Consider the following 14,003-nt stretch of genomic DNA (forward strand, 5'->3'; position numbering starts at 1 on the left):
ACCCGTCCCGCCGGCGCGTTCAGTGCAGTTGCCGGTAGATCTGCTCGGCCAGCGCGCGCGAAATACCTTCGACACTCGCCAGATCGTCGACACTCGCCGCCACCACGCCACGCAAGCCGCCGAAGCGCGCCAGCAGCCGCTGGCGGCGTTTCGCGCCGACGCCTTCAAGTTCCTCGAGACGCGACGTCTGGCGCGTCTTCGCGCGTTTCGCGCGCATGCCGGTAATCGCGAAGCGGTGCGCCTCGTCGCGGATCTGCGCGACCAGCATCAGCGCCGCGCTTTCCTTGCCCAGCTCGAGCGCCGTGCGGCCGTCGGCGAACACCAACGTTTCGAGCCCGACCTTGCGTCCCTCGCCTTTCGCGACGCCGACCAGCATCCCGAGATCGAGCCCCAGTTCATTGAACACCTGACGCGCAATTTCGACCTGGCCCTTGCCGCCGTCGATCAACACGATGTTCGGCAATGTGCCGCCCGCGGCGACGGGTTCCGCCGCATCCGGCGTGACGAGCGGGTCGGCGGCCGCTTCGGCCTGCAAGGTCGTCGCTTCGTCGACCGCATTCGCGGCGGCCTGCGCCACCATTTTCTCGTAGCGGCGCGTCAGCACCTGACGCATCGCCGCGTAGTCATCGCCTGGGGTGATGCCGGTGATGTTGTAGCGCCGGTATTCCGACGACTGCATCTTGTGATGGTGATACACAACGCACGACGCCTGCGTCGCCTCGCCCATCGTATGGCTGATGTCGAAGCATTCGATGCGCAACTGCGCGAGGTCTTCGCATTCGAGCGCGAGCGTGTCGGCGAGCGCGCGCGTACGCGCCTGCTGCGAACCCTGTTCGGACAGCAGACGCGCGAGCGCGAGCCGCGCGTTCTGCTCGGCCATCGCGAGCCACGCGCGCTTCTGGCCTTGCGGCTGACGCAGCACCGTCACCTTGTGACCCGCCTGTTCAATCAGCAGATCGACGAGTTCGCGGTTCGCCGGCGCGTGGCTGACGACCAGCACCGGTGGCACGCGGTTGCCGAGATAGTGCTGGGCGATAAACGCTTCGAGCACTTCGGATTCGATGCCCGGTGTGCGCGAGCGAGCGAGCGCCGTCCCGTTGCCGGCCGCGGCGGCGGAAGTGACAGCATCGTCGGCAGCGGTCGATGCCGCGGAAGGCATCGCGTCGTCGTCGGCAGCAGTTGACGAGTCATCGTCCGCGTTCGCGTCGTCCTGGTCCGAAAGGTCCCTGTTTGTGCTGCCCGCGACTTCGGTATGCGACGTGTCGTCGTCGGCGGATTCGCGCTCGCTGTTCAACGCCCGCATGTCGAGCGGCGCAACGCCGGTATGCGTCTCGGCGGGCGCGGCCGACGCGAAGTCTTGCGCCGCCCCGTCGTCCGCGTCATCGTCATCGTCGTCGAGCGTGCCTTCCTCGACCGCCAGCGCGCTTTCGACATGCGCCGGAAAGTACGCCTTGTCGCCCAGATGCCGCCCGCCGCGCACCATCGCGAGATTCACGCAGACGCGTCCACCGAGCGCGACGACCGCGAGAATATCGACATCGCTATCGCCGCCGACCTCGATCGCCTGCTGGTGCAGCACCGTCGACAGCGAGCTCATCTGGTTACGCACCGCCGCCGCCTGCTCGAACTTCAACTCGGCCGCGAACGCGTGCATCTTCTGCTCGAGCTCGCTCATCACCTCCGACTGGCGCCCAAGCAGAAACCGCGATGCGTTCGACACATCGCGCGCGTAGTCTTCCTCGTTGATCGCGCCGACGCACGGCGCGGTGCAACGACCGATCTGATGCAGCAAACACGGCCTCGTGCGGTTGTTGAACACCGAGTCTTCGCAGGTGCGCAACTGAAACACGCGCTGCAGGATCTGGATGCTTTCGCGCACCGCCCACGCGCTCGGAAACGGTCCGAAATACTGGTTCTTCTTATCGACCGCGCCGCGGTAATACGCCATGCGCGGAAACTGATGACCGGTCAGCTTCAGGTACGGATACGACTTGTCATCGCGAAACAGGATGTTGTAGCGCGGCGCCAGCGCCTTGATCAGGTTGTTTTCAAGCAGCAGCGCTTCCGCTTCGGAGCGTGTCGCGGTGGTTTCGATACGCGCGATGCGCGTAACCATCATCGCGATACGCGGCGATAGCAGCGTCTTCGTGAAGTAGCTCGACACGCGCTTTTTCAGGTCGCGCGCCTTGCCGACGTACAGCACCGCGCCAGTCGCATCGTAGTAGCGATAAACGCCGGGCAGATGCGGTAATTGCGCGAGCACTTTTTTCGGCTCGAAGACGTCGGCAGTATCGGAAGCGTCAGAGTGGGCCATGCAGAATTAGACTGGAAGCGGCGCTTTGCGGGGAAAAATCAGTCGATAAACAGCAGAGTAGACCGGTCTTGCGCGGAAACGCTGCATTAAAATCGCCAGTTTAGAACATTCCGATCATGCCGCGCCTACTCAAAGTCCACAGGCCCTGCCGCCATGTCCGCTGCCTCCCGCGCTGTCGTCTGCAACGCATCCCGAACCCCGCGCGCGGCGCGCAAGCCGCTCGCGCAGCCCGACGCGCAACCTGAATTGCATGCGCCGGACGACACGACGATCGCCTGCGATATCTTTTGCGCGGTGATCGACAACTTCGGCGACATCGGTGTCTGCTGGCGCCTCGCGCGCCAGCTTGCAGCGGAACACGGTTGGCAAGTGCGCCTGTTCGTCGACGATCTGCGCGCGTTTCACGCGCTGTGTCCGGTCATCGACACCGGTCTCGCACGCCAGAGCGCGCAAGGCATCGTCGTCGAACATTGGCGCGAGCCCACGCACGCGGGCGATACGCTCGAAGTGGCCGATGTGGTGATCGAAGCGTTCGCCTGCGAACTGCCGCCGGTCTACGTCGCCGCGATGGCCCGCCGCGCGCGCGCGCCGGTGTGGCTGAACCTCGACTATCTGAGCGCGGAAGACTGGGTCGCGGATTTCCATTTGCGGCCATCGCCGCATCCGCGTTATCCGCTCGTGAAGACCTTTTTCTTTCCGGGACTCGCGCCCGGTACCGGCGGCGTGCTGAAAGAACATGATCTCGACGCGCAACGCGCGGCGTTCGACGCGTCGGAATCCGTGCGCGCCGCATGGTGGCGCGATAGGGTCGGCGCCCCGCTGCCCACCGCCGACACGACCGTAATCTCGCTTTTCGCGTACGAAAACCCGGCCGTCGATGCGCTGCTCGAACAATGGCGCGACTCGGCCAGTCCAATCGTGCTGCTGGTGCCCGAAGGACGAATTTCGGGCGCTCTCGCCCGTTTTTTCAGCCTGCCGTCGTTCGCCGCGGGCACGCATGCGCAACGCGGCAACCTCGCCGCCCATGCGCTCGCGTTCACGGACCAATCCGGCTACGACCGCCTGCTATGGGCGAGCGACCTGAACTTCGTGCGTGGCGAAGATTCCTTCGTGCGCGCGCAGTGGGCCGCGCGCCCATTCGTCTGGCACATCTATCCGCAAGCGGACGACGCGCACCTGCCCAAACTCGACGCCGCGCTCGCGCACTACGCGCGCTCGCTACCCACTGCTGCGCGCGACGCGCTGACGCGCTTCTGGCACGCGTGGAACGGCGTAGGCGCGCCTGACTGGGCCACGCTGTGGGCCGATTTCTCGCGCCATCGGCCCGCACTGACCGCGCGCGCAACGCAATGGGCGCACGAACTTGCACGCGCCGGGGATCTCGCCGGAAATCTGGCCCGATTCGCAAAAACTCAGCTAAAATAAACGGTTAGCCAACGGCCGCCATTTCAGACGCGGCACCGCTATAGGCCCAAGCGCATCGGCGCGGGCATCCCGTGCGGTTTCATCCGAATTTCCTCTGCATCGGGTAAAACACCGGCAACGGCTGCGGGCAGCGCCCACGGATGCCGTGCGCCACGGCGTACGCAAATGGAATACGCCATACAGCAAGCAACGTTGAAGCACATTATTTCGTACAGGACAGTTTTATGAAGATCGCTCAAGAACTCCGCACCGGCAACGTCGTGATGATCGGCAACGACGCGATGGTCGTGCAGAAGGCCGAATACAACAAGTCGGGCCGCAACTCGGCTGTCGTCAAGATGAAGTTCAAGAACCTGCTGACGGGCGCAGGCATGGAAACGGTCTATAAGGCCGACGACAAGTTCGACGTCGTCGTGCTCGACCGCAAGGAAGTGACCTACTCGTACTTTGCAGACCCGATGTACGTGTTCATGGACGCCGACTACAACCAGTTTGAAGTCGAAGCGGAAATGATGGGCGACGCGCTGAACTATCTGCAGGACGGGATGGCGTGCGAAGTGGTTTTCTACAACGACAAGGCGATTTCGGTCGAACTGCCGACCACGGTGGTCCGCGAAATTATTTACACGGAACCGGCCGTCAAGGGCGATACGTCGTCGGGCAAGGTGCTGAAGAACGCGAAGCTGAACACCGGTTTCGAATTGCAAGTGCCGCTTTTCTGCAACATCGGCGACAAGATCGAAATCGATACGCGCACGCACGAATACCGCAGCCGCGCGTAAGGAAAGCGTAGGCTTCACTCAAGAGCGGCGCCCTACCTGGGCGCGGTTTCGCAAAAGCGTCCAATTTGGGCGCTTTTTCTTTTTTCCGCGACCGTGTATGGTGGTGGAAATCTTTACCGGAAATTTATGCAAATTTGCGCAGGCTATCGCGGACAAACTCGTCCGTTCAAACGTCAGCGCATTGATTCTGCAGCACATTCGGTATCTGGCACGCCCTCTGCTTCTCAGCTAGGCAGCCGTCCGGGTTTCCATTTCAATCTGCCCGGGCGGTTCATTGAACAGGGAGGTGTCAATGAACAACGACATTGCTGAAGGCAAATGGAAGCAGATGATCGGTAAGGCGAAAACCGCGTGGGGCGAACTGACCGACGATGAGCTGACAAAGGCGGAAGGTCGCGCGGACAGGCTAACCGGACTGATTCAGGAGCGTTACGGCAAGACCCGCGACGAGGCGGAGCGCGAAGTGCGCCGCTTCTTCGATGCAAACCGGGATCTGTAGCCGCATTCATGCAGTGACCCCGTGCGCGCGGCCGGTTGTGCCGCGTGTGACGATCAAGCCGCGCGCGCACGGGCAAAAGCAGAAACGCAACCGCGGCACGCAGGGTCCATGAGCGTTAGTGGAGACAACAGGATTAGAAAACATGCGTCGAATCGCCGGGCGGTGAAGTTAAAACGTCAGCACCGGCCCTTATCGTGCCCGAACGCGTCCAGAACGCTGACGCCCCGGGGGTTTCCGTTCATTTGAAAAAATTGCGCTCGTTATGCCACATGCCCTGATTGTCGAAGACGATCCCAATAGCCTGTCCGGTCTGTCGGCGATCCTCGCTGCCGACGGCTTCTCGGTCGACACCGCGATCACGCTTGCCGAAGCGCGCGCCGCGCTGTCCCGGTTTATCCCGGACGTCGTGCTCGTCGACCTGAATCTGCCGGACGGCAGCGGCCTCGATCTGCTGCAGCATCTGCCGGTGCAGCCGCCAGGCGGCGCATTGCCGGTCATCGTAATGACGGGCAATGCGACTGTCGAAAGCGCGATCGAAGGCTTGCGGCACGGCATCTGGGACTATCTGCTCAAACCCGTGAATATCCCGCGTCTGCGCAGCCTGCTCGCGCGCATTCCGCGTCCGTACGAACTGACCGAGGAAGTGCAGACGCTGCGCGCGAAGCTGCGTCAGATGGGCCGCTTCGGTCCGATGATCGGCCGCAGCGGCGCGATCCAGCACATCTATGACACGATCGAGCAGGTCGCGCCGACCGAAGCCGCCGTGCTGATCTCCGGCGAAGCGGGCACCGGCAAGGAGGTCGCGGCACGCACGCTGCACGAAATGAGCCGGCGGCGCAAAGGTCCGTTTATCGTGTTCGACTGCCGCGCAGCAGCGTCCGTCGGCGGCGGACGGCCGCTCGATAGCCTGCTGTTCGGCCACGAGCGCGGCGCGTTCAGCGGCGCCGAGCAACGCGAGCCGGGCCTGTTCGAACAGGCGAGCGGCGGCACGCTGTTTATCGACGAAATCGCGCTGCTGCCGCGCGCGCAGCAGGAGTCGCTGTTGCGCGCGCTCGATTCGCAGACCTTCATGCGGGTCGGCGGCACGAATCAGGTGGTGACGGATTTCCGGCTGATCGCGTCGACGCGCAAGGTGCCGCGCGCCGCGGTCGCGGACGGTTCGTTGCATGAAGACCTCGGCTTGCGCCTCGAAGCGGCCGCGCTGTCGCTGCCGCCGCTGCGCGAACGCGGCGACGACCCGGCGTTGTTCGCCCAATCACTGGTCGATGAGTTGAACCGCGAAGCGAACGCGCGCGGCATCGCCGATGCGACGAAGCTAACCACGCCGAACTTCCTGCGCGAGTGCCTCGCGTACGAATGGCCGGGCAATGTGCGCGAATTGCATGAGCGTGTGCGGCGCGCGTATCAGGCGTCAGGCGATGTGCTCGAGACGCTGCGCGCCGATGAGACACACGGCATCGGTGGACGTGATCTGAACGGGGGCCGCGTGCAGGTGACGGTCGGCACGCCGCTCGCGGACGTCGAGGAGATGCTGATTCGCGCGACGCTGGACGCGGTCGGCGGCACACGGCATCGCGCCGCATCGCTGCTCGGTATTAGTCCGAAGACGCTGTATAACAAGCTGCAGCGGATGCGGTTGAATTGATGCGTGTGCGGGTCGGATGAAACAAAGGCGCAAGCGTGTTGCTTGCGCCTTTGTTTTTCAGGTGCTTTAGATGCGCGCTCTCGCCGATCCCGGCATCGACCGCGTTTGCGTCACGTTTCAGTTCCAGTTAAACCCCAGTCACCCTTCTTTCACGCGAATGCGTCGCGCAACAGCGCTTGCGCCTGCCGATACTCCGGCTCGTCAATCAGTTTGTCCCAGATCGGCGCCTTGCCGCGCGAGCGCATCCGCTTGATGCGCCGGCGCGATGCCTTCGACGGTTTGACGCGCAGCGCGTCGAGCACCTTGCCGGCTTCTTCCGGCTGATTGCAGATCAACACCATATCGCAGCCCGCTTCGAGCGCGGCCGTCGCCGCTTCGGTCAACGTGCCGCCCTGGCGCGCCGCTTCCATCGACAGATCGTCGCTGAAGATCGCGCCATTAAAGCCCAGTGCGCCGCGCAGAATTTCCTGCAACCACACACGCGAAAACCCGGCCGGCTTCGAATCGACCAGCGGATAGATCACGTGCGCGGGAATCACCGACGCGAGCGACATGCCGAGCCAATCGTACGGCGCGACGTCTTCGGCGAGTATCTCGTCGAGCGTGCGTTCGTCGACCGGCACCGCGACATGCGAATCGGCCTGCGCAAACCCGTGCCCCGGAAAATGCTTGCCGCAGTTCGCCATGCCGGCAAGCGCCAAGCCGTGATTCAGGCTCTTCGCGAGCATCGTGACGACGCGCGGATCGCGATGAAACGCGCGGTCGCCGATCACCTGTGAATGGCCGTAGTTCAGATCGAGCACCGGCGTGAAGCTCATATCGACTCCGCATGCGCGCAGTTCCGCTGCGAGGATGTAGCCGACCGCGGTCGCCACCTTCGTCGCGTGCAGCACATCGTCATCCCATAGCGCGCCGAGCTTGCCCATCGACGGCAGCACCGTGAAGCCATCGGTACGAAAGCGCTGTACGCGGCCGCCTTCGTGATCGACCGCGATCAGCAGGTCTTCGCGGACATCGCGAATCGCATCGGTCAGCGCAATTAACTGTGCGCGGCTTTCGAAGTGCCGCGCAAACAGAATCACACCGCCCGTCATTGGATGAGCGAGGCGGCGTTTGTCGGCGGCATTGAGCGTCTTGCCGGCGACGTCGAGCATGACCGGTCCAGGAGAGGTTTTCATCGAGCGCAAATGGAAGAGAAAGACTGTCGAACGGCGCAACCGGCGCAAAGCGCCGCGCCGGAGAAATTCGGGTAGCGGGGATGACCCGCGCGCTCGCTAATTGCCGGTCTCCGCAATCACGAACGACACCGCGTAGTCGCGTTCGTCGGAAAGCGTCACGCGTGCGGTGATCCCGCGCACGGCGAGCCAGTCCGCGAGTTCACCGGATGCGACCACATACGGCCGGCCGTCGGCTTCGTTTAGCGTTTGCAGTGCGCGCCACGTCATCGGCCAGTGCATGCCGAGACCGATCGCTTTGGAGAACGCTTCTTTCACCGAGAAACGCGTCGCGAGATACGCGAGACCGCGCACCGCGGAACGCGCGTTGCGCGCGTGATAGACACGCAGTTCGTCGGGCCCGAGCACCTTTTCCGCGAAGCGGCCGCCGGTGCGTTCCATTACCGCGGCTACGCGGCTTACCTGCACGACGTCAGTACCAATGCCGTAGATCGCCATCACGCGCTCGCGTTGCGCTAAGCGCGTGCCGCAAGACGCGCGGCGACCATGATCGCCTTCATCTCGCGCACCGCGTTGTCCCAGCCGGCGAAGATTGCGTGTGCAACGATCGCATGGCCGATATTCAGCTCGACGATGCCTTCGATCGCCGCAATCTGCTGCACGTTTGTGTAGTGCAGACCGTGGCCGGCATTCACCTTGAGCCCGAGCGAGCGACCCAATTCGACGGCTTGAACGACACGTTCGTATTCGCGCTGTTGCGCGGCTTCGTCGTGCGCTTGCGCGTACTGGCCCGTGTGCAGTTCGATCACCGGGGCGCCCGCTTCATGCGCGGCGCGGATTTGCGTCTCTTGCGCATCGATGAAAAGCGACACGCGCGAGCCGACATCCGCCAGCTGCTTGCACGCGGCGCGTACCGCGTCGAAGTGGCCGGCAACGTCGAGACCGCCTTCGGTGGTCAACTCCGCACGCTTTTCAGGCACCAGACACACGTCGTGCGGACGCACCTCGCACGCGATGTCGAGCATTTCCTGCGTGACCGCGCATTCGAGATTCATCCGCGTCTTCAGTTGCGGACGCAACGCGCGCACGTCCGCGTCGACGATATGCCGGCGATCCTCGCGCAAATGCAGCGTGATCGCATCGGCGCCGGCCTCTTCAGCGGCCAGCGCCGCGCGGATCGGATCAGGATAGGACGTGCCGCGCACATTGCGCAGCGTGGCGACGTGGTCGATATTGACGCCGAGGTCGATCACGTGGGGCGACGTGAGAAAGAAGCTCATAGGTTCTGCAAGTCGATCAGGATCTGGCGCGTCGCGAGCGGCGTGCCGCCGAGGTACGTGTTGAGCAGGAAGCGCATCAGCGTCTTGCTTTGCGCAACCGTCTGCGCACGATGGTAATCGTCCTGCTCCATATCGAGCAAGGTCTGACCGGCTACGACCGGCCATTGCGCGGGCAGATCGTCGGACGCGTCGCGCACGCCGCGCTCCGGGTCGAACACATAACGGCCACCCGGCACGACCGGCTGGCCCGCGACTGTGCGGTTGAGCGCCATTGCGTAGCCGGTCTCGCGCAGCAGCACGCGCTCGAACGAACGCAGCACCTGCACCGGCGGCTCGTCGTGCGCAAGGCGCGTCAGCGTCACCACATAGTGATGGAAGAGTTGCGGATGCGGATCTTCGCGCGCGCAAAACTTGACCAGCAGTTCGTTCACGTAGAACCCGCAGAGCAGCGCGTCGCCGGCGAGCGGCAGCATGCCGCCAACCCATTCGGCGCCGGTCAGCGTGCGCATTTCCGATTTGCCGGTCCACGCGAGCGAGAGCGGCTGAAACGTCTGCAACACACCGCGCAGCGCCGAGTGCGGGCGCTTCGCGCCCTTCGCGATCAACGCGAGGCGGCCGTGGTCGCGCGACAGGACGTCGAGAATCAGGCTGGTTTCGCGATACGGGTAGCTGTGCAGAACGAATGCCGGCTGCTCGGAGACGCGGTATTCGGAAACCGGCGCGCGCGGCGTGCGGCGTGGGGTTTTCGTCGCGCGTCGTCCGCTTGCGGCCTCGTGGTCGTCGGGAGTGTCGGCTTGCTTGCTGGTCGATTTGGCGGCCGGCTTTTTGGCCTGCCCGCCCGGCTGACTACCCGCCGGATCGTTCGCTTCGAGCAGCGCTGCATCGGCGAAATCGTCACCGGGCGTGCGCGCGGTGGTGGACTTCTTCGGCGCGGCCCGTTTCGCGCGCGCACGCGCGGCGGGCCGCGCGTCATCGCGCGGCGCCGCCGGTTCCGCCGGATCAGGCTCGGCTTCGGGAGGCTGCGTCATCCATGCGTCATTCGTACCCATACGCGCGCAGCCCGGCTTCGTTGTCGGCCCACCCGCTCCTCACCTTGATAAAGGTCTCCAGGTACACCGGACCGTCGAACAGCTTTTCCATATCGAGGCGCGCTTCGGTGCTGATCTGTTTGAGCTTGGCCCCTTTCTGGCCGATGATCATCGCCTTATGCGTATCGCGCTCGACGAGAATCGTCGCGAAGATGCGGCGCAGGCGGCCTTCCGCCTCGAACTTGTCGATCACGACCGTGCTCGTGTATGGCAATTCGTCGCCGGTCCAGCGGAATACTTTTTCGCGCAGGATCTCAGCAGCGAGAAAGCGCTCGCTGCGATCGGTCAGATCGTCCTCGCCGTAGATCGGCTCGCCTTCCGGCAGATACGGCTTCACCGTCGCGAACAGCCGCTTGATGTCGTCGGGGTTCTTCGCGGACAGCGGCACGATTTCCTTGAAATCGCGCAGCGCCGACATCTGCTGCATGAATGGGTACAGCGTGTCCTTGTCGCTGACGCGGTCGAGCTTGTTCGCAATCAGCAGCGCTGGCGCCGCCGGCGGAATCAGATCGAGCACCTGCTGGTCGTCGGGGCCGAAGCGGCCGGCTTCGATGACGAACAGAATCGCGTCGACCGACGTCAGCGTCGAGGTCACCGCGCGGTTCAGCGACCGGTTCAGCGCGCCGCTATGGCGCGTCTGGAAACCGGGCGTGTCGACGAAGATGTATTGCGCGTCGTCGAGCGTGCGGATGCCGGTGATGCGGTGACGGGTCGTCTGCGCCTTGCGCGACGTGATGCTGACTTTCTGGCCGACGAGCGCGTTCATCAGCGTCGACTTGCCGACGTTCGGCCGGCCAACGATGGCGACCATGCCGCAGCGAAATCCAGGGGCGGTGGGAGTGGGCGTGTTCATATTCGGGCTACGGCAAACCGGGGCCGACGTGCATTGCGGGACAACCAGATGCGAACTGCAATAGCAACAGCAAAGGCGCGGCGGCGGTAATCGGCTGGGTTAATCAGGGGCGCTCGCGAGCAATCGGGGTGAATCAATGGCCCGCGTCGGCGACGCGGGTATGCAGCGCGCTCGCGACGCCGGGTTCAAGGTCGGCTTCCGCCGTCGCCGCGCCGGCGATTTCGCGGCTGCGGGACGTCGGTCTTTCAGTGCTGCGTGATGCGGCTTCAAATGGGTCCGCCGGTTTCTCCCGTTCGGAGCCATTTGCGAGGCGCGCGGCGGTGTCGTGCTTGTCCCCTGCTTTGTCGCTGGTTTTTTCGGCGGGTTTTTCGGCTGCTTTGTCTGTTTTCCCGGCTTGCCTGTCGGCGAGCGACGTGGCGGTTTCCAGCTTGTCCGCCGCCGTGTCGCCTTGACGAATTGTCGTATCGGTCCTGTCGGAAGGCGGATCCGGCGGTCGCGTCGCGGCGTCGGTCCGGTCGCTCTGCTTGTCGGCGTGGTTGTCCGACGGTTTGTCGGGCTGTTTGTCGACCGGCTTTTCAGCCTGCTTCTCAACCTGCTTGTCGGACGGTTTCTCCGTCTGCCTGTCGGACGGTTTCTCGCCCGGCTTTTCAGCCTGCTTCTCGGCTGGCTTCTCGGCTGGCTTGTCAGCCAGCCTGTCAATGCGGTCCGCCTTTTCGCCCCGGCCGGTCTTGTCCTCGGTCCGCTCGACCGCCTTGTCGCCCGGTTTATCCGCTGCTCGTTCGACCCGCTCCGGCTTGTCCGCCTTTTCCTTATCGGCGCTGCCACCGCCGCCGGCCTGGCCCTGGCTGTATTCGACGTGCGCGGCACGAATCACCGCGAGCGGGGCGACGCTGGGCGGCGCGGCGGCCGGCACACGCTCGGCGCCTGCTTCCGCTGCCGTTGTCTTCGCTTCTGCGCGTGCCGCGCGCTGCTCGGCCTTGCGCTGGTCCGGCGCACGCAGATCAAGCGCCGTCTGCACGCCGGTCACGCCGGGGACGATTTCCGCCTCGGCGCTCTTCGCCGCACGCGCGCTCTTCGAACGCTTCGACTTCGCAACCACCGCCGGCGCCGCTGCCATCACCTCGTCGAGCGCCTTCTTGGCGGCCGCCTGTTCGGCGGCGCGGCGGCTCGCACCGGAGCCCGACACCTTCACGTCGAGCTTAGGCACAGTGCATTCGACTTCGAACTGTTGATTGTGCGCCGCACCATGCGTGGCGATCACCGTGTAGGTCGGCAATGCGATCTTGCGGCCCTGCAGATACTCCTGCAGCAGCGTCTTGGCGTCCTTGCCGAGCGTGCGCGGGTCAATATGATCGAGAATCGGCACATACAGCCGCTTGATAACGGTTTGTGCCGCCTCAAACCCGCCATCCAGAAAAATCGCGCCGAGGATCGCCTCGAGCGTGTCCGCGAGGATCGACGGCCGGCGAAAGCCACCGCTGCGCAATTCGCCTTCACCGAGGCGCAGGCCGTCCGAAATATTCAGGGCCTGAGCAATTTCGTACAGCGACTGCTGTTTGACGAGATTCGCCCGCACCCGGGACAGATCGCCTTCGTCCAGCTTCCCAAAACGTTGGAACAAAAGTGCCGCCACCGCGCAATTGAGAACGGAGTCGCCGAGAAACTCGAGCCGTTCGTTATGCGTGGCGCTATGACTGCGGTGAGTGAGAGCCTGGCGCAGCAATTCCGCATTGCGAAATTCGTAGCGCAGTCGGCTTTCCAGCGGAGATGAAGGCATGGGCAGAGTATAACGCGGGCGCTTGCCCCGGCGAAAACGCGGACCGACACGCGAACAGGCGTGGTGAAGCGACGTTACCGCAGGTTCTTAAAGTAGCGTGATAACACGCCGCGCAGATTTCGCGGCGTGTTTCGAGCTTGCGATGCGACGATCGTGATGCGTGATTTTGAGACGCGTGGTCGCTGCGGTGATCGGAGCGCGGTTCGCGCTCATCGCGCGATGACGTTAAAGATAACGCCACTCACTCGAATGGGCCGATCCGTTTGAGATCGCTGAAGTTCATCCAGATGAAGAACGCACGGCCAACGAGGTTCGCGTCCGGCACGAAACCCCAGTAACGGCTGTCCGCGCTGTTATCGCGGTTGTCACCCATCATGAAGTAGTGGCCCGGCGGCACCTTGCAGATCACGCCGCGGTCGTTGTAATTGCAGTTGTTGCGATATGGGTAGTCATCCGCGCCGACAACGAACGGCGGCACCGCCGGATTGTTCAGGATACGGTTCTTGCGGCCGTCGATATCTTCCTCGAATTGCTTCATGTAGCCGGCGCGCGGGGTGCCGCTCGCTTCATCGGGTTCCTGATCGTAGAAGTCGGGCAGCGCAATCTCGGGAACCGGCTTGCCGTTGATCGTCAGTTTCTTGTCCTGATACGAGACGACGTCGCCCGGCAGACCGATCACGCGCTTGATGTAGTCGACCGATTCATCCTTCGGATAGCGGAACACGATCACATCGCCGCGCCGCACGGGACGGCCTTCGGTGAGCTTCGTATTCGTGATCGGCAAGCGCAGGCCGTAGTCGAATTTGTTGACGAGGATGAAGTCACCGACCAGCAGCGTCGGCACCATCGAGCCTGACGGAATCTTGAACGGCTCGACGACGAACGAGCGCACGACGAACACGACGAGAATGACCGGGAAGAAGCTCGCCGTGTATTCGAGCCACCACGGCTGGCGCAGTTTTTCGTCGCGCAACTTCGCGCGCGTCTGATCCGGATTTTCATCGGCGAAACGCTCGCCGACCCGCGCTTGCTGGCGGTCGAACTCGGCTACCGCCGCTTGCGCCGCGAGGCGCCTTCTCGGCACGAAAAAGAGCTTGTCTGCTACCCAGGCGATGCCCGTCAATACGACGAGCACAAAAAGAATCAATGCGAAATTCATTGAAGG

At 63.7% G+C, this 14,003-nt stretch carries 11 protein-coding genes and 1 pseudogene; 4 read left to right on the forward strand and 8 right to left on the reverse strand.

Annotation, left to right across the window (positions count from 1 at the left end; translation table 11 throughout):
• Window positions 1-19: 19 nt before the first annotated feature.
• On the reverse strand, window positions 20-2,314 hold the full coding sequence (gene uvrC, locus BX592_RS17435; protein ID WP_134193058.1) for an excinuclease ABC subunit UvrC: 2,295 nt from the start codon (window positions 2,312-2,314) through the stop codon (window positions 20-22).
• A gap of 153 nt (window positions 2,315-2,467) precedes the next feature.
• Here uvrC and earP point away from each other — a divergent pair, with 153 nt between their 5' ends.
• The 4 genes from earP (at window position 2,468) to BX592_RS17455 (ending at window position 6,665) form a co-directional block, all read left to right on the forward strand.
• Complete coding sequence (gene earP / locus BX592_RS17440) at window positions 2,468-3,739, forward strand: elongation factor P maturation arginine rhamnosyltransferase EarP (RefSeq protein ID WP_134193059.1); 1,272 nt, start codon at window positions 2,468-2,470, stop codon at window positions 3,737-3,739.
• A gap of 224 nt (window positions 3,740-3,963) precedes the next feature.
• Window positions 3,964-4,521 carry an elongation factor P gene (efp, locus tag BX592_RS17445; RefSeq protein ID WP_134193060.1) on the forward strand — a complete coding sequence of 186 codons (558 nt, stop codon included), beginning with the start codon at window positions 3,964-3,966 and terminating at the stop codon, window positions 4,519-4,521.
• 292 nt (window positions 4,522-4,813) lie between these two features.
• A complete protein-coding gene (locus BX592_RS17450) occupies window positions 4,814-5,020 on the forward strand; it encodes a CsbD family protein (RefSeq protein WP_134193061.1) in 207 nt (68 codons plus the stop codon).
• A gap of 262 nt (window positions 5,021-5,282) precedes the next feature.
• Window positions 5,283-6,665: a sigma-54-dependent transcriptional regulator gene (locus tag BX592_RS17455; protein WP_134193062.1), complete on the forward strand. Its 1,383-nt coding sequence runs from the start codon at window positions 5,283-5,285 to the stop codon at window positions 6,663-6,665.
• Between the two features lie 149 nt (window positions 6,666-6,814).
• Here the strand turns inward: BX592_RS17455 and nagZ are convergent, their stop codons facing one another.
• The 7 genes and pseudogenes from nagZ to lepB form a co-directional block, all read right to left on the reverse strand.
• A complete protein-coding gene (gene nagZ / locus BX592_RS17460; protein WP_134193063.1) occupies window positions 6,815-7,843 on the reverse strand; it encodes a beta-N-acetylhexosaminidase in 1,029 nt (342 codons plus the stop codon).
• A gap of 96 nt (window positions 7,844-7,939) precedes the next feature.
• Window positions 7,940-8,338 carry a holo-ACP synthase gene (gene acpS / locus BX592_RS17465; RefSeq protein WP_134193064.1) on the reverse strand — a complete coding sequence of 133 codons (399 nt, stop codon included), beginning with the start codon at window positions 8,336-8,338 and terminating at the stop codon, window positions 7,940-7,942.
• Between the two features lie 17 nt (window positions 8,339-8,355).
• Window positions 8,356-9,120: a pyridoxine 5'-phosphate synthase gene (gene pdxJ / locus BX592_RS17470; protein ID WP_134193065.1), complete on the reverse strand. Its 765-nt coding sequence runs from the start codon at window positions 9,118-9,120 to the stop codon at window positions 8,356-8,358.
• Complete coding sequence (gene recO / locus BX592_RS17475) at window positions 9,117-10,169, reverse strand: DNA repair protein RecO (protein ID WP_377681514.1); 1,053 nt, start codon at window positions 10,167-10,169, stop codon at window positions 9,117-9,119. Before recO ends, pdxJ begins: the two co-directional genes overlap by 4 nt.
• Window positions 10,156-11,061 carry a GTPase Era gene (gene era / locus BX592_RS17480; protein ID WP_134193066.1) on the reverse strand — a complete coding sequence of 302 codons (906 nt, stop codon included), beginning with the start codon at window positions 11,059-11,061 and terminating at the stop codon, window positions 10,156-10,158. The genes recO and era overlap by 14 nt, the downstream gene beginning before the upstream one ends.
• A gap of 379 nt (window positions 11,062-11,440) precedes the next feature.
• Window positions 11,441-12,838, reverse strand: a pseudogene (gene rnc / locus BX592_RS17485) (ribonuclease III); the annotation flags it as partial.
• 241 nt (window positions 12,839-13,079) lie between these two features.
• Window positions 13,080-13,997: a signal peptidase I gene (gene lepB / locus BX592_RS17490; RefSeq protein ID WP_134193068.1), complete on the reverse strand. Its 918-nt coding sequence runs from the start codon at window positions 13,995-13,997 to the stop codon at window positions 13,080-13,082.
• Window positions 13,998-14,003 lie beyond the last annotated feature (6 nt).

The organism is Paraburkholderia rhizosphaerae (genome assembly GCF_004366595.1).
GTDB lineage: Bacteria > Pseudomonadota > Gammaproteobacteria > Burkholderiales > Burkholderiaceae > Paraburkholderia > Paraburkholderia rhizosphaerae.

Coding starts and splice junctions, on each gene's coding strand:
- uvrC (WP_134193058.1), bottom strand. CDS start 2,314: ATGGCCCACTCTGACGCTTCCGATACTGCCGACGTCTTCGAGCCGAAA.
- earP (WP_134193059.1), top strand. CDS start 2,468: ATGTCCGCTGCCTCCCGCGCTGTCGTCTGCAACGCATCCCGAACCCCG.
- efp (WP_134193060.1), top strand. CDS start 3,964: ATGAAGATCGCTCAAGAACTCCGCACCGGCAACGTCGTGATGATCGGC.
- BX592_RS17450 (WP_134193061.1), top strand. CDS start 4,814: ATGAACAACGACATTGCTGAAGGCAAATGGAAGCAGATGATCGGTAAG.
- BX592_RS17455 (WP_134193062.1), top strand. CDS start 5,283: ATGCCACATGCCCTGATTGTCGAAGACGATCCCAATAGCCTGTCCGGT.
- nagZ (WP_134193063.1), bottom strand. CDS start 7,843: ATGAAAACCTCTCCTGGACCGGTCATGCTCGACGTCGCCGGCAAGACG.
- acpS (WP_134193064.1), bottom strand. CDS start 8,338: ATGGCGATCTACGGCATTGGTACTGACGTCGTGCAGGTAAGCCGCGTA.
- pdxJ (WP_134193065.1), bottom strand. CDS start 9,120: ATGAGCTTCTTTCTCACGTCGCCCCACGTGATCGACCTCGGCGTCAAT.
- recO (WP_377681514.1), bottom strand. CDS start 10,169: ATGGGTACGAATGACGCATGGATGACGCAGCCTCCCGAAGCCGAGCCT.
- era (WP_134193066.1), bottom strand. CDS start 11,061: ATGAACACGCCCACTCCCACCGCCCCTGGATTTCGCTGCGGCATGGTC.
- lepB (WP_134193068.1), bottom strand. CDS start 13,997: ATGAATTTCGCATTGATTCTTTTTGTGCTCGTCGTATTGACGGGCATC.